This window comes from Paenibacillus sp. P32E (assembly GCF_001909085.1).
GTDB classification, from domain to species: domain Bacteria; phylum Bacillota; class Bacilli; order Paenibacillales; family Paenibacillaceae; genus Paenibacillus_AQ; species Paenibacillus_AQ helianthi.
Genome location: NZ_LVYY01000057.1, coordinates 1 through 15,288, shown reverse-complemented (window position 1 = coordinate 15,288; position 15,288 = coordinate 1). Strand labels below are relative to the sequence as shown.

Sequence of the window (15,288 nt, the reverse complement as noted above, 5' to 3'; positions counted from 1 at the left end):
AACTCAGCCTCCTATTAAGACCGTTCCCGCCGCAACCACCTTGCCTACCGGCAGGTCGGCCGGATCATTGCACGTCAGCGCCGGATCACTGTTTCTGGCGGCCATTTTCCCGTTGATTTTTACTGTTGCGCTTCCGGCGATGATTTTCCCCTGATTTTTGGGAGGTTTTTGAAACGGGCCTCCCTGCGGGACATGTGCCGGTGTATTGGTTGCCGTGGAGTCCACTGTAGCTGCCGGCTGGCCCATAATCTTGACGTTCGTGCTGAGCGCACCGTCCAGAATCCCCGTAAACGGATGAGGCAGAGGTGTCGGTACAAGCGCAGCTCCGGCAGGAAGCATCACGATATGCGTATCGGTGGCCAGAATGCGGTCGCCTTTTTTCGCGGCAGGCTGTCCCATCATTTAGCCTCCTTTTTAATTAATGTTGACCGTTGCGCCTTTGATCGTCATACTTGCCGCTGCTTTGACATCCATGCCCGCCGAAGCTTCAATCTTGGTGTCCGCTGATGATTTCATTTCAATGGTTTTGGCGGAGAGGGACAGTTTGCCGCTCGGGGCGGAAATTTCAATATCCTGTCCCGACAGGACCGATATCTTATTGGCTTTGGTGTCAAAAACGATTTTGTTTTTTCCTGATTTATCCATGATCTGGATTTGCTCTGCGCCGCCTTTGTCATCCAGCCTGATTACATGACCTTTGGAGGAAGTGAGCGTAATGTTCTCTTTCCCCTCGGTATCGGCAAACTGTAGGATATGTCCGCTGCGTGACTTGAACATTCGGATATTATTCTTGCCGTCCTTGTTGGTCTCCGGCGGAGCATCCTTCCCGTTCCACAGAGACCCAATCACATAGGGGCGGTTAACATCCCCGTTCTCAAAAACCACCAGCACCTCATCGTCCACCTCAGGCAGGCAAAAAGCCCCCCGCTCCTTCCCGGCCATCCATGAGGCCATCCGGGCCCAGTTGGATTCCGGCATGCCCATCAGCGGGATCTTCACCTTCACCCGTCCAGGTCCCGGTTTATCCGCATGGTTCGCGGAGTCATTGTTGATCACAATCCCCACCATGACCCCGAAGAGCCGTCCTTCGCTGATGATGCTATCGACAAAACTGGTAATTCCGGGTCCCTCATTCATAGGCCAGTCCTCTTCACCTTAAAAGTCGTTGTATACCCCTTGCTGTCAATCTTATGAACCGTAGAGACAATATAGTAAATACCGCTGAAGCGGTCGCCCATGCCCATCAGCTTCACCGTCTGGCCGGACCGGAGCAGCGGGTTCCCCCAGCACATCCCCTCCCCGGCAATGAAATCGCGCAGACGGCTGTTATAGGCGGCAGACGCCAGTGTTTTGGCTTCGCTCATATCAAGCAAATTTTCCGCCATGATGGAAATGGGTGATTCCTGGATGGCTTTGGCGCTTATAGAGAACCCAGATTCGGTGCCGCCCATCTTGGTCGTCTCGTCTCCGGTTTTCGCTTCGGCTTCCAGCTCTTTTTTCTCCTTCACGTCCCAGCCCTTGACCTTCACCTTACTCCCCCGCGTAAGTGTCCGAAGCTCCAGGTTCAGCCGTTCAAAATCCTTCTTGAAGGTCATCTCGGGGAGCCCCGGAGCTTTCACAGACCGCGACTTGACAAAATACAGCTTTTTGTCGTCTACATAGAGCTCATAATCCAGCATGGCCGCCCGCTCCAGCAGAAACTCGTAGTTGCTCTGATTGTTCTGGAACAGGTAGGGATAGACGGTGCCCGTATCATCAACCACTGGGGTGAGGCCATGCTCCTTAGCGATTTCCGAGGCGATATCACTGAGCTTTTTCTTCGCAAACACTTTGCTTCTCGTCCCCATCCGAAGCCTGTGCAGCAGGTCATACCCGCGAATATCCAGTACAGAGTGCTCCGAGAAATTCAGATCCAGCGAAGTAACCTCTCCGCTGATCAGCGGCTGGGGCTTGTCGAGACCAAGGGACAGCTTCACTTTGTCCCCCGGCTTGATACTCTTCAGATCAGTTCCCCGCCACATCCCGCTGCCGGAATTGACCATATTCATCTGAATGGAAAATAAAGCCGGCAGATTGATCTCATCCTCCAGCGTAACTCCCTCGACCGCGGCAGTAAGCTCTGCGGACAGCTTGCTTCCATTCAGCTCTATCTTATAATTCGCTACACTGGTGCCCATGCAACCCCCGCCTTAATCCGGGATGACCAAGGTCCTCCCGATATCGTTTTTTCCAGGAAAGCCGACGGGATTCACAATCCGGTTCAGCTCGGCAATCCTGCGCCATGCCAGCGGCTCCTTCAGCGCCTCATTCGCGATCAGGTCCAGCCGGTCACCGCTTTTAACCACCCATAGCTTACGGCAGGCATTCAGGCCCTGGCTGTCCTCCACGGTTTTGTCCGGCTCGTCCGTGATGAAGGTAACGTCAAGCAGAGAGCGGACCGGTGTGCCATTCTCCATGAACATCGTGAACTTCTGCTCAATTTTGCTGAGGAGGCCCCGGTAGGTGAAGCCGCCCCAGACGAACATGCATACCGGCGGCTTTTTCGTGCTTTTCCCGCTGACCTTGGGATCAAGCAGCGAGGTCAGCAGCCTGGTTTTCTTACGCACATCCGTGCGTTTTTCATATGTGTCATAGAATAAAGAAACCTTGAATTCCGGTGTCTCCGTGATTTGAAATTGCTTGTTGTTCTTCTCCCCGGTATATTTTCCTTCGAAGGAAACGGTGTACTCATTGGGGTTGAACATCACCTCAATGGCTCCGCCGCCCATATCCAGGGGGATAATCTTCGCCTTTTCCGCCATTATCTAAGCCCCCTCCGATCCTTGCGGATCGCCATTTTCTTCTCCAGCACCTGATAGACCCGTTCAGCCAGCTGATTCAGTTCCGCAGTGTCCATCTTTGCAGCAGGGGCTGCCGCCCTGGGGGATGGCTGAGCCTTAATCTGCTGGGAATCCTGCCCCTGGGGCATCACCTCCTGCAGCGGCTGGACCGTCTCCTGCCCTGTAGCCTTGGGTGCTTCCTGCTTCCGCAGAATCAGGCTGGAATGTCTGCCTGCGGGCTGCTGCATCTCCTCTTGCGACGGAGAAGCAATGTAAGGCCAGCTACCGCGTCCGCTCCTCCGCTGCGCGGAAGGCACTGCGGGCTCCCCAGCCATATGGATTAAGCCGGGTATCGGATCATCTGCCGGGAGGCCCTTAGCGTTCCCTCGGCGTGCAGTGCTGCTGAGCAGGGTTGAAGCCTGCCGCAGAGCTCCACCTTGGGGTTCTAATGGAGCGGCAAGAAGCAGAATGGGCTGGACGGCCAAGGGCTGCAGCCTGTTGAGAAGTGAAGCAGACTCCTGCGGCAGCGGATTCCGGGGAACCTGTCTGCTCTCCATTTTCTCCAGCACAGCCGCAATCCTCGGGCCTAAGCCCAGATGAATACCGGGGCTTGCGGAAGGGAGGAAATCCTGACTTGGCATGAAGATCCATGGAGATGAGTTATGCTGTGCATTCGCAGCGGTCCCGCCAGAGCTGGAGGCAACCTCTATGTTATTCTTTAGCACCCCTGCAGGAGGTTGCCCTGACTGCGCATCCCGATTAGCCGCCAGATCCCGTTTCAGTGACCGATGACGCTGAGTGTTCAAGGCGTCAACAGCTTGGAATAAGGTGTGGGTCCGCAGCGTATGCAACTGTTGATGGACGGCCCGCAATGGCTGCGGGATATCGTCCTTGAGGAATTCATGCTGCCGGGATTTCCGGGCATGCGGCACAATCCCGTCTTCCTGGTGCTGCTCTACCTGCTCTGTTCCGCCTGCCGGGGATTCCGGCACGGGTGACAAGTGCAACTGCCTTGTTTCAGCTGTTCTCTTCAAAGCCCGTGTATCTTGTGGGCTTATAGGCTCCAGCTCACTATCAGCTAGCCTGATAGATCGATACGCCGTTGTTACAGGAACCCCATCCCTGTTTTGTTGCTTGCTGACTCTCGCCTGTAAGGCATGGATGAGGTTCAGATTACCGGTCTCTCCGTGAAGCGTATTCTGTTCGCTACCCTGGTTTCCCGGATAGGAATCAGGACTGCCCTTTGCAGCTCCACTGCTGCCTGTACTGATCTGCAACTTTCGATTTGGAGATTGCTGCTGCAGCATAACCTGTGTCAGCGGATGGATGATTGACTGATGGATATGCGTGTGCTGAATCAGGCTCACCTGATGAATAACTGCACCTGCGGATTTCACCACCTCAGGCTCTGTGAACAGCAAAGGGAATTGCCGCAGGATCAGATTCTGAAACCGGCTCCGCCATCTGGTGATGCCATACTTCCCCAGAATGGACTGGACGAAATCCTGCCTTTTCTGATCAGATGTTACTGTATTCATTTACCGGTACCTGTACAGCCCGTTATGGGTCAGCACCAGACTTTCCACTGCCACTGCACTGCTGCTGGCGCTGAATGCCGGTCCTTCCCACTTGATGGGACAGGCTTCGATGAAGTTCCACCACACCTTTGGTGTGCCGGAATGATCCAGCAGGCAGATAGACCCGTTGCGGCGTTTCACGACTCCATTGATCACATTCTGATACCAGTTCCATAGAAATTCGTCGTTCGTGACCCCATTTTTCAGCGTCAGGTCAGAATATTTCGTCTGGCCGAGGAAGACAAATTCCTTGTGGTTCTCGCCTCCGAAGTTCTTCCGTTCCACCTGTGTCTCAATACTGAGACCTGAGACATCGGAGAAACCGGCGACGGATATCCCGTCAATCTCCACGATGAAGTTATAGGCAAGATAGGGGTCCTCCCGATAGCCGGGCACCCAATTGCTTTTTGCACCGATATTCAAAATATTCGCCTTCATGTTATCCTCCTAAGCCTCAAAGAAGTTCTTCTTCTCTTCCCCGCCACCCAGCTTTTGGTTGATTTTGCTGACTTCCCTGCACCAGCGGTCCCGTTCAGCGTGTTCGAGGTTCAGCACGGCTGGATAGTCCCAATGCAGATAGTAGGTTAGAAAGGCTACCTCCTCATAGAGGCGGTCAAGGGGGTAGCCGATTATTCCCCCGGCGGTTCCAGTTCAATCTCAAACGGCTGCTCGCATTTGGGGCATTTAGCATGTACGGTATTGGTGCCGTTCTGGTTAATCCGGTTATACATATCCTGTAGATAGGCAAAATCCGAAGTATACAATTCTTCAATCACTCGCGGCGTGATCATGCCAAGCCCGCCCAGGCTGGTTACCACTCTGGAGAGCAGGATGACCGTCAAATACGCCGGGTTGGACTGGACCCGGGAATCCCGGAGCGGCGTGATTTCATCTGCTGCGGTGGCCAGGCGCATCGTTCCCTGCTTATGGAGAGTGCCTGCCTCATCCACATAGCCCTTAGGCAATGTGAAGCTGAATTCGGTTTGCAAAAGTTCCAAGTGTTATCCCTCGCTTCAGAAAATTCTAGTTCCTTCACTTCGCCCGCATCCTCAGGCTGTGAATTTGATCCCTATACCGTCCATCTCATGTTTGGCGTATCGTATCAAATTCCTTGTGACGATGGGGAAAATGCAAAAAGCTATTTCACTCTGCGTACACCTTCATGAACCAGCTCCATGGATTCAACGGAAACTTCGTTCCCTTTGGCGCTGAGTGCACTGACATCATACTTGATCGGCCAGGCTTCGAGGATATCCCACTGCGCCTTGTCATTGCCTTCTTCATCCACCAGAATGATCGACAAACTCTTACGGTTCTTCAGGGCACCCTTGTCTTCAATCGACTTGCGCCAGTTGTAGAGCTCCAGGGAGTCGGTCAGACCTTTTTTCAAGGTAATGTTGCCGAATTTGGTCAGCCCTGAAAGCTTGCGTGCATGCGGAGCATCAATGCCCTCACGGTAATCCACAGCCTCAGTAGAGGTATCTGGAATTGTCGCATCAGCGAATGCTGCAGTTTGAATACCGTCAATCACGACGCGGAAGCGGTAATTGCGGTAGGGGTCCATTCTTTTGCCGGTTGCCATAGGATAAATCTCCTCTCAATCTCTTATTTGGATAGGGTTTTCTGGCTGACCCGAATGACTACGAATTCAGCAGGTTTGACCGGTGCCACACCGACCTCGATAATCAGCTGGCCGGCATCCCGTACAGCCGGAGGATTATTCTCCTCGTCCACTTTGACGAAAAAGGCCTCTTCCTGCGTAGTTCCGTACAAAGCGCCGTCTCTCCAGACCCGGGTCAGGAAGGCTGTCAGGTTGCGCTTCACCTTGCCCCAGAGGCTTGGATCATTGGGTTCAAACACCACCCATTGGCTGCCCTCGTCAAGTGATTCCTCAATGTACATCATTAGCCGCCGGACGTTGACATAATTCCATTCGGAATCGGAGGACAGGGTTCTGGCCCCCCATACACAGATGCCTTCCGGCAGGGAACGGATCACGTTGATGCCTTCCGGGTTGAGCAGCTCCTGCTCCGCTTTGGTGATGATCTTCTCAATGCCCACAACCGTATCCAGATAGCCATCTGTAGTTCCGGCTGGTGCTTTATGAACACCGCGAACAGAATCCACATAAGCATAGGTTCCGGCAATCGCGCCTGACGGCGGTACGAGCTTTTGCTTGCCTGTGAGCGGATCGTTAATGTAGACCCAAGGATAATACAGGGCACCATAGGAGGTGTTGAACGAATTACCTGAATAGTTGCCTGCGCCTTCCTTGAAATCCTTGACCTGCATCGGGGTCAGTCCATGTGGAGGGTCAACAATGAAGATGCAGTCTTTTCGCAGCTTGCAATAATTGAGCATGTCCAGGATCGTGCCCCGGCTGTAGGCCATATCCGCAAGGTCTGGAGCAGCCACAATATTGATGCCGTCAATGGTGTCAAAGGCGTGAATCCCGGCCCGTCTAACCGAATCTCCCAGGAAATCAATCGGAGACATCCCGTTCACACCACCGCTGAGCGACAAGGCCGTTTCATTAAAGGCCGGAGTTTTCTCCATGTTCTCCAGGATGGTCAGATCGACCAGCGGCTTCACTTTTACAAATGCAGAAACCTCGTTGACCTTCTCCACGAAATTGATCAGCAGCATATTGTCGAAGATTTCGACGATTTTGCCGGCTTCATCTTCCCCGTTGTATTCATCATTAAAATCACTGTCTTCCAAATATTGCACGACCATTTTGAAACCGAATTGCTGCTTATTGGAGGACTGGCTGACCTTGACCGAAATCCGGTTGCCCCATACCCCTTCCGAGCGTGCTACTACCTTGAACAGATCCAGGTTATCGGTGTCTCTGATCGCAAGGGAGGCAGGCTGAATATCTGTAGGTGCCGCTCTTACCACATAGCAGGAGGTACCGCCTTCAGCGAAAAAATTATACACGGCATAAGCCAAATAGCCATTCGGAATAAACTGGCCGAATTCGTTGACGAATTGGCTCCAGTTCGTGACCAGCACTGCTTTGCCGATCACGCCCTTCTCTGAAATCCCTACAAAAGCCCCTACAGATGTGCCTACGCCGGCAATCGGTTTGACACCGCTTGAGACTTCCTCTACATACACACCTGGCGATAAATAATTTGCCATCTCTTACCCTCCTAAAAGTTTTGTTAACCTATGCTCCAATGACTGAGCTACGTACAAAACTCGCTTCGGAAGCATACGCTTAAGTTTTGTTAGCCTATGCTCCTGAGCGATCGCTTCGACAAAACTCGCTTCGAAAGCATACGCCTAAGTTTTGTTAGCCTATGCTCCTGTTGAGCATGTGCTGGATTTTGCGGAAAATCCGCTTTTCCGGTTGACTTGCAACGGGTTCCCTCCATGAATCACTCCTTTCAAAGAAGAAGCCTGGACCTGTCTATTTAAATGGGGTGAATGCCCAGATCCTTTACCTGTACCCGAGGAATCGTAATCGACTTATCCGCAGGCAGCCTTACCGGAGATACCAGATAAGACAGGCTTACCTTAGCAGGCTTGCCGGGAAAAACCTCCCACAGCTGCTTGATATCCTGAATCGTCAGATTGTTGTACGAAATCCGGATCTTGTCATTTCCGCAAGCGGCGAGGTTTCCCCTGAGGTCTGTGCCGCTGAGCACCGGGTGCTCATGGAACAGCTGAAAAATTCTGCCCAGTATGAGCTGCTCCGTTTCTCTGTCCTTGGCATACGGGGTGAGCAGATAATATAAATCGAGGTAAGCGGGCGGATAATTGAACTGGTTCGTGCCGCTGATCTCTTCCTTCTCACTGTTGCGCATGCTCGGACTGTGGCTCAAATAATATAGGCACATCGAGAGCTTCATTGTGGAGCTGTCGATGTCGCTTGGGGAGCCAAAGCTGATGAAGCTGTCATCGTTCAGCTCAGGCACATGTGCCTTAAGCAGTGCTTTCAGACTGGTGCTGACATCTCTAATTACTGTACCGGTATCCACAGCCATGCTTATTTCACCTCGATCAGTTTGTGATACGGAGCATAATCGGATTGCAAAAAGGTTTTGCCCAGCTTGAGATATTCCCGCTTCGCTGCCAGCATGATCTGCTTCATCCCGATTGCACAGCCCTCGTGTGCGGCATAAAAGGCAGCGTTCAAGGCAATGTTCTTGATATTGCCTCCGGCAAGAATGAACTTCTCCGCCATGAAATCGTAATCCATGTCCGGATCAAGCGGCGCTCCCGCCGGGAACATGCCCCGCCAGATCTGCGCACGCTGATTTTTTTCCGGGAAAGGAAATTCCAGCTTGAAATGCAGCCTGCGCGCAAAGGCATCATCCAGGTTCTGATTCAAATTGGTAGCCAGGATCACGATCCCGGTATACTCCTCCATCTTCTGCAGCAGATAGCTGATCTCCACATTCGCATACCGGTCATGGGCATCCTTGACTTCTGAACGCTTGCCGAACAAGGCATCCGCTTCATCAAAAAAGAGAATAGCATTGGAGGTCTCTGCCTCATCAAAAATCCGCGACAGATTCTTCTCTGTCTCCCCGATGTACTTGCTCACAATCTGCGAGACATCGATTTTGTAGATTTCCAGGTTCAGCTCAGTGGCGATCACCTCAGCTGCCATCGTCTTCCCGGAGCCCGGCGGGCCGGAAAACAGAATGTTGAGCCCTCTGCCCAGGGACAGCCGTCCCGCGAAGCCCCACTCCCCATAGACAAGCGAGCGGTACTTCACCTGGTGGCAAATTTCCCGCAGCTGGCTTAGCTGTTCGCCAGGAAGCACCAGCATGTCCCATGTATACATGGCCCGGATCTTCGTTGCCAGCGCCTGGATTTTGCGGCTGGACTGGAAGTAACAAGCCTCGTACAGATCTTTGGCGCTTACCTCAGCCCCACTGGAACCGTTCCATACGGCGATATTCTCGCCGCCGTTCAGCGCGGCCCGGATCTGTCCGGAAGTGAATCGGAAGCTGCCGCTGAAATCCGCCAGCTCGATCTTCGGAGACAGCCTGTAGTCCTGACCAAAGTTCGTCCAAGCCTGCTTGCGGGCCGCTGCGTCCGGAAAGGGGATTTCGATCTGCATGAAATTCAGTTGAACCCCGGTTAAGCTTATACCCCACTCTGCTTCTCCAAGGATAAAGGTCAGAGGTGCATAAGTATCGAGCATTTCCACTAGAAGCCGGATCTTCACGCGGTAACGGTCGTCTTCGGTCACCATGCTGTCGAAGCCTGCGAAGCAAAGAGCCGCATGTTCCAGGAGCGCATGCCGTCCAAGCAGCCTCAGCATTTCGCTGAAATCCACCTCTGGAAGCAGCAGCTTGTCCATATCGGCAACCAGCACAGTTAATCCCAGCTTGCTGCAGACACCTCGAATGCCGCTAAGCTTCCCGGCTTCATCCGGACCACTGCAGTACAGGAGACTGCCGGCCCTGCGTTCCTCGCCGCTGCTGTAATGCTTCACAAACCGCAGCAGGTTCTGCTCCAGCTCTTCAGGGAATCCTGTCCGCTGCGGAATGACCAGAGTGTCCAGGCTTGCTGCCTTCGTCAACCGCTCGTCCAGCACCTCATAACCGAGCAACAGGTTCACCGCCCAATCCTCCAGCTTCAACGGTCTGGCGATCAGCGGTGTGCGGCTGTCACCGAATTCGCCTTTTCGTTCCAGCAGAAATTTCATTAAAGGGGCATGGGCATCGAACAGCAATCGGGCCGCAACCCTCTCCTCCTCTGACCCGGTAAACAACCCCAGGACAAACTCAACCGAAGGGCGCTTGTCCGTCATATCATTCTGTAAAAAGGCGTAGATCCGTTCATACTTGCGGTCCAGTTCAGCTGCCAGACATGCAATAACGATGTTTACCTCTAGAGAAGACAGGTTAAGCGTAGAAGCCACCTGCGGGAGGATCAGCCGGACCTCTTGCCCATGACTGGCCCTCAGTCTGGAAGCGATACGTTGTTCTAACTGATTAATCTTCGCTGTTAGCAGATTTGTGTCGTCTTCATCCGTGGACTGGACATCCAGCAAATAGTGGATCTCTTCGTCGATTTGAGACAACCCGGAGTCCAGTTGGGGCGCTTCCAGCATCCTGAGTTTGAGCCGAAGCTCCAGCCGCTGCAATTCCTCTGCCAGATACTCGTGGTTGGAGCTGTAGGGTGGGGCAGCTTCATTGTCCTCCGGTTCGGGAATGGCTTCGGAAGCAAGAGTACAATCGGGTGCCTGATTAAGAGCAGGTGCAGCTTCTCGTTCCCTACACTCGGCTTCCCGTGTTTCCTGACGAAAGGTTCTGGCCAATTTTTTGAATTTCATCGCCTGTTTTGTCCTCACTCTATATTTTCTCGTTCATATATAAAGTAAGTTTGGGGAGGGGAATTACAACTGGGTGGGGAGGAAATTTTGGAAGAGTATGCGAAATACTAATTGACTTTCGTAAAAGCCTCGTGATACATTGTGCATACACGGAATACACAATTTTCGAGGAGGTAGGGTATGCTGGCATTAGATATTAGAAATTTAAATAAAAAATATCCCCATTTTCAGATCAAAGATGTATCTTTTCAATTGGAGCAGGGCTATATTATGGGTTTTATCGGGGTCAACGGCGCGGGAAAAACGACCACGATCAAATCGATCTTGAACATGGTTCAAGTCGATAGTGGCGAAATATGCATTTTGGGCAAGAACATCGCTGAACACGAAATCGAATTGAAGCAGGAAATCGGATGCGCCTTCGGTGATATTGATTTCTATACCCGCAGCAAGCTCAAAACGCTGACCAATGCTACAAAGAAGTTCTATAAGAATTGGAACGATGAAGCCTACTACAACTATCTGAAGAGATTCAAATTGGATGAAAACAAAAAAATAGCAGAGCTGTCTACAGGCATGAAAGTAAAGTACAACCTAGCCCTTGCTTTATCGCATGGCGCTAAGCTGCTCATTCTAGATGAACCGACCAGCGGACTCGATCCTGTCTCAAGAGACGATCTGCTGGATATCTTTCAGGAGCTCGTTATTGGCGGCGAGATTAGCATTCTTTTCTCTACTCATATTACATCCGACTTGGAGCGGTGTGCTGATTTTATAACCTACATTGAACACGGGCAAATCATTGCCAGTTCCGAGAAAAACGAGTTTAAGGAGTCCTACCGTTTACTCAGTGGCAGTGAAGCCCAATTGGGCGAAGTGAAGGAACATTTGATTTCCTACAAAATCAACTCTTTCGGCTTTACCGGATTGATTCATGCCAAAGACATTGATCCACTCTCCAACCTAAGGGGAACCACGCCGAGCCTCGATGAAATCATGATCTACTTCGCGAAAAAAAAGGAGGATGTATATGTATAATTTGGTGATGAAAGATTTGAAATTAGGAGTAAACCCTTGGTTCTTCGTATTACCTTTAATTATTGGCTGCTTAATGCTTATTCCCGGCTGGATCTACTTTATCGTACCGCTATATTTCTGCTTCATAACGATACCGAATATGTTTGGCGGATTTAAAAGCCAGAATGATTTGATGTTTAGTACGATGATGCCTGTGACCAAAACAGACATCGTGAAGTCCAGGATAACCGTTATTGTCATTCTTGAACTCATGCATCTTCTCGTTGCAATGATCTTCAGTATATTTACTTTTCGTTTGTATCCTGATCTGACTTACATTTTCTATCCGCCGCATATGGGTTTTTGGGGATTATGTTTCATCATGCTGGCGATCTTCAACATCGTATTTATATCTATGTACTACAAGACAGCGTATAAGTATGGCGCGGCAACGACCGCATCCACTACGGCCGCTATACTATTTGCCGGAGTTGCCCAATGGGCCGGAATCCAAAGTCCTTGGGTAAACGACATTTTCTATGGCTCCGGAACGGATAATATCGCGCTTCAACTATCCATTCTGATGGCGGGCCTCGTAATTTTCATTGCATTCACCCTGATTGCCTATCGGATTGCGGTAAAGAGATTCCAAAGAGTGGAGATAATATGAACGTAACGATTTCGAATACTTCCGAGAAACCGATTTATCAGCAGCTTTACGAACAGATCAGCGCACAAATCCTGAAAGGCGAGCTAGAAAGCGGCTATTGTCTACCACCCATTCGTCAGGCAGCCCTGGAGCTTCATGTTAGTGTCATTACCGTTAAGAAAGCTTGGGAGGAACTTGAGCGGAGCGGTTTGATCAATACGGTAACAGGTAAAGGATGTTTCGTAGCCGAATTCTCGCCCGACGAGATGCTGCGGATACGTAACGAAATGATCCTGAAGCAAATGGAGAGCGACACTTCATACTACAAGTCCTTCGGTCTCACCCTTGATGAAGTAATTGGGCTGCTGAATAAGATTTATTAGCAGCCCCATACAGACGGATATGCTTGCCCTTGCGCTCCAGCTTGAACCGCTTGAACTTAAAGTCCACCAGACCCTGGAGCTTTTTGGCCCCCTTCATGAGCCCCTTTTGCAGGCTCTTGATCACGATTTTGCCGCCCCGGATAATCATACTGCCGCTTTTGGATGCGAGCTTGGCTCCAGATTTCAACAGGCTCTTGATGCCCTTGACTCCTGCGCCCGCTACGTTCTTAGCACCAGTGGCCGCAGCTCCAACGTCTTTCTTCACGGCTTGTCCGGCTTTGTTCAGCCCTTTGCCGATCGCCTTGAAGCCAAGCTCCATCGCCAGCTCCACAAGTCTAATCCATAAGATTCAACCTATCACTCTCCATCCATTTTACAGTATTTTTTAAAATTGATAATCAAAAATGGAAGTAAATAAAGGCCAACTCTGGTTATAACCAAAGTGGCCTCTATAAGGAAATTTATTTTTATACTACCAATTCATTCTAGAACGTTTCTTAAAACTCATCACAGAGTCAATTTGAAAATAGAACCTACGTATACAAACGCCAAAAATGATTTGGCTAACTTGTCGTAACGAGTGGCCACACGACGGAAATGCTTGATTTTATTGAAAAAGCATTCCACCAAGTGACGTTCTTTGTACCGATACCAATCGACGTTCATGGGTTTTTAGTATTTGCTTTAGGCGGAATGGTATAGGATGCTTCATGGGACGCAATCCAATCCCGAATCGCCTTTGAGCCATAAGCTTTGTCGCCAAGAATATGGCTTCCCGTAATATCAAATTGCTGAAGTAAATCAATGACGGGTACTGAATCATAAACTTGACCCCCCGTCAGAAGAAAACCGAGGGGATTCCCTAATCCATCGACAACCGTATGAAGCTTCGTTGTCTTGCCACCGCGACTGATGCCAATATGCTGATTTACTTCGTATCCTTCTGCGTTTTTTTAGCACCTGCACTGTGTTGATGGGCTTTAACTGATGTAGAATCGATACTCAAGTTTTCAAAATCAGGTTCTACGTGAAGCGCTTGGAAGATGGCGATAAGTAATCCGGTATCTCTCCATTTGCAGAAACGACTGTAGGTCGTTTTCCATGAACCGTAACGTTCTTCCGGTAGATCACGCCAGGCAGCACCACTTCGAGCGATCCAAAGAATAGCATTAAACATGGTTCTATCGCTTAACTTTGACGGACGACCTGTTCTATAGGATGGAAACATGCCCTTAATTTGTTCCCACTGTTCATCGCTTATTTCGTACCGTCTTTGAATCATGCTTGTTGCTCCATTCGTTTTTCTCAAAGCATACCACATTATTCTTTAGTTTTCAGACACGTTCTAGATCAAATAAATTATTTTAATAGACAATTTCTATTTACAGAAGATATGGTTCAGCGAATTTTTGTATTAAACCAACTCATAAAAATACATGAGAAGAGGAGAGGGCAAATTATTATATTGTACTCTGAAGAATACTTTATATAAGGTATTCTACAAAAAGTATAAGTATAGGGACTGCACCGAAAAGCGGTTGCTTTTGTTTGTATGTCTACTGTTCACTGCGATAGTACTATTTAGACTACATCATATACAACCTCTGAAAATTCGACAATAATGATGAGATATGGAGAATTTGATCTCCATAGGGACAATCGGATTAATCAAGGCTATTGAAAGGTACCAACCAAATAAAGGAACAAAGTTAGTTAGTTTTGCCGCCCGTTGTATAAAAGATGAAATCCTGTTGCATTCGAGATCGCTTAAAAAGACCAAAAAGGATGTATACCTGCATGACCGGATTGAGACGAACAAGGAGGGCAATGAGATCACGCTGATCGATATCCTTGGCTCCGACGCAGATGATATTGTTAAGGAAGTCGATCTGAAAATCGAGAAGAGCAAAATCTACTGCAATCTCGACATTTTGGATGACCGGGAAAAGGAAGTGATGGTTGGGCTCTTCGGCCTGGATACAGGTGGGGAAGAGCGGACTCAGCGGGAGATAGCCAAGGAGTTGGGCATCAGCCGCAGCTATGTGTCCCGGATCGAGAAGCGGGCGCTGATGAAGCTGTATCATGAGTTTTATAAGACGAAGCGATGATAATTGTATAAATGACATTTCTGACAGAGATGAGATGAAGAGTCCGCTTGGCTTGTCGAGGTCCAAATGATTCGTGAAAAGCTTGAGTCCATCAAATATTCGTGGCACAACAATCAAACAAAAAAACAAACCATGTTACGCGTTGATTCAGAGTGTAATATGGTTTGTTTTATTTGGTGAAGAAATATCTGATAATAACCCGTGGTCAAATGTCTTCATCACGGCATATCTATTTCTCAGAATGAATGTATTGAAAATGATGAGAATATTTGTTCGATTTTTACATAATAAGAATTAAATCCTAATATAATCATATGAATGACTAACGTTATCATATGGAACACATATATCTTAGTTGTTAGAATATGGAGGGCAATAAGTTTTATTAATCAATATATAAATTGTGTAAATGCCCATATAATATCACTTAATAAATC

16 protein-coding genes and 2 pseudogenes are annotated in these 15,288 nt (G+C 49.6%); 4 read left to right on the top strand and 14 right to left on the bottom strand.

Features of this window, described 5'->3' with window-relative positions:
* Nucleotides 1-3: 3 nt before the first annotated feature.
* The 12 genes from A3848_RS26260 to A3848_RS26205 form a co-directional block, all read right to left on the bottom strand.
* A complete protein-coding gene (locus tag A3848_RS26260; RefSeq protein ID WP_074087868.1) occupies nt 4-399 on the bottom strand; it encodes a PAAR domain-containing protein in 396 nt (131 codons plus the stop codon).
* Nucleotides 400-414: 15 nt separating this feature from the next.
* Nucleotides 415-1,137: a phage baseplate assembly protein V gene (locus tag A3848_RS26255; RefSeq protein ID WP_074087867.1), complete on the bottom strand. Its 723-nt coding sequence runs from the start codon at nt 1,135-1,137 to the stop codon at nt 415-417.
* A complete protein-coding gene (locus A3848_RS26250) occupies nt 1,134-2,177 on the bottom strand; it encodes a phage late control D family protein (protein WP_074087866.1) in 1,044 nt (347 codons plus the stop codon). Before A3848_RS26250 ends, A3848_RS26255 begins: the two co-directional genes overlap by 4 nt.
* Nucleotides 2,178-2,189: 12 nt before the next feature.
* Nucleotides 2,190-2,801, bottom strand: coding sequence for a CIS tube protein (locus A3848_RS26245; protein WP_074087865.1), 612 nt, complete (start codon nt 2,799-2,801; stop codon nt 2,190-2,192).
* A complete protein-coding gene (locus tag A3848_RS26240; protein ID WP_074087864.1) occupies nt 2,801-4,357 on the bottom strand; it encodes a hypothetical protein in 1,557 nt (518 codons plus the stop codon). Before A3848_RS26240 ends, A3848_RS26245 begins: the two co-directional genes overlap by 1 nt.
* Entirely contained in the window at nt 4,358-4,834 is a 477-nt protein-coding gene (locus A3848_RS26235; RefSeq protein ID WP_074087863.1) for a phage tail protein, read from the bottom strand.
* A gap of 9 nt (nt 4,835-4,843) precedes the next feature.
* Nucleotides 4,844-5,026, bottom strand: coding sequence for a DUF6760 family protein (locus A3848_RS33495; RefSeq protein ID WP_371916103.1), 183 nt, complete (start codon nt 5,024-5,026; stop codon nt 4,844-4,846).
* Complete coding sequence (locus A3848_RS26225) at nt 5,026-5,394, bottom strand: hypothetical protein (protein WP_074087861.1); 369 nt, start codon at nt 5,392-5,394, stop codon at nt 5,026-5,028. Before A3848_RS26225 ends, A3848_RS33495 begins: the two co-directional genes overlap by 1 nt.
* A gap of 140 nt (nt 5,395-5,534) precedes the next feature.
* Complete coding sequence (locus A3848_RS26220; protein WP_074087859.1) at nt 5,535-5,978, bottom strand: phage tail protein; 444 nt, start codon at nt 5,976-5,978, stop codon at nt 5,535-5,537.
* 23 nt (nt 5,979-6,001) lie between these two features.
* A complete protein-coding gene (locus tag A3848_RS26215; protein WP_074087857.1) occupies nt 6,002-7,540 on the bottom strand; it encodes a phage tail sheath family protein in 1,539 nt (512 codons plus the stop codon).
* Nucleotides 7,541-7,815: 275 nt separating this feature from the next.
* Nucleotides 7,816-8,388 carry a Pvc16 family protein gene (locus tag A3848_RS26210; protein WP_074087855.1) on the bottom strand — a complete coding sequence of 191 codons (573 nt, stop codon included), beginning with the start codon at nt 8,386-8,388 and terminating at the stop codon, nt 7,816-7,818.
* Between the two features lie 2 nt (nt 8,389-8,390).
* Entirely contained in the window at nt 8,391-10,694 is a 2,304-nt protein-coding gene (locus A3848_RS26205) for an ATP-binding protein (RefSeq protein WP_083612389.1), read from the bottom strand.
* A 180-nt stretch (nt 10,695-10,874) separates the two neighbouring features.
* Here A3848_RS26205 and A3848_RS26200 point away from each other — a divergent pair, with 180 nt between their 5' ends.
* Genes A3848_RS26200 through A3848_RS26190 form a run of 3 tightly spaced genes read left to right on the top strand, consistent with a single transcriptional unit; the run spans nt 10,875 to nt 12,743 of the window.
* A complete protein-coding gene (locus tag A3848_RS26200) occupies nt 10,875-11,732 on the top strand; it encodes an ABC transporter ATP-binding protein (protein WP_074087853.1) in 858 nt (285 codons plus the stop codon).
* On the top strand, nt 11,725-12,381 hold the full coding sequence (locus tag A3848_RS26195; RefSeq protein ID WP_074087852.1) for an ABC-2 transporter permease: 657 nt from the start codon (nt 11,725-11,727) through the stop codon (nt 12,379-12,381). Before A3848_RS26200 ends, A3848_RS26195 begins: the two co-directional genes overlap by 8 nt.
* Nucleotides 12,378-12,743: a GntR family transcriptional regulator gene (locus A3848_RS26190; RefSeq protein ID WP_074087850.1), complete on the top strand. Its 366-nt coding sequence runs from the start codon at nt 12,378-12,380 to the stop codon at nt 12,741-12,743. Before A3848_RS26195 ends, A3848_RS26190 begins: the two co-directional genes overlap by 4 nt.
* On the opposite strand, the gene A3848_RS26185 is transcribed toward A3848_RS26190, so the two are convergent.
* Both A3848_RS26185 and A3848_RS31475 read right to left on the bottom strand, forming a co-directional pair.
* Nucleotides 12,700-13,074: a hypothetical protein gene (locus tag A3848_RS26185; protein ID WP_256702557.1), complete on the bottom strand. Its 375-nt coding sequence runs from the start codon at nt 13,072-13,074 to the stop codon at nt 12,700-12,702. The genes A3848_RS26190 and A3848_RS26185 overlap by 44 nt on opposite strands.
* A 176-nt stretch (nt 13,075-13,250) precedes the next feature.
* Nucleotides 13,251-14,025 (bottom strand): annotated as a pseudogene (locus tag A3848_RS31475) (IS5 family transposase).
* A 346-nt stretch (nt 14,026-14,371) separates the two neighbouring features.
* On the opposite strand from A3848_RS31475, the pseudogene A3848_RS26170 reads away from it, so the two are divergent.
* Nucleotides 14,372-14,851, top strand: a pseudogene (locus tag A3848_RS26170) (sigma-70 family RNA polymerase sigma factor); the annotation flags it as partial.
* Nucleotides 14,852-15,288 lie beyond the last annotated feature (437 nt).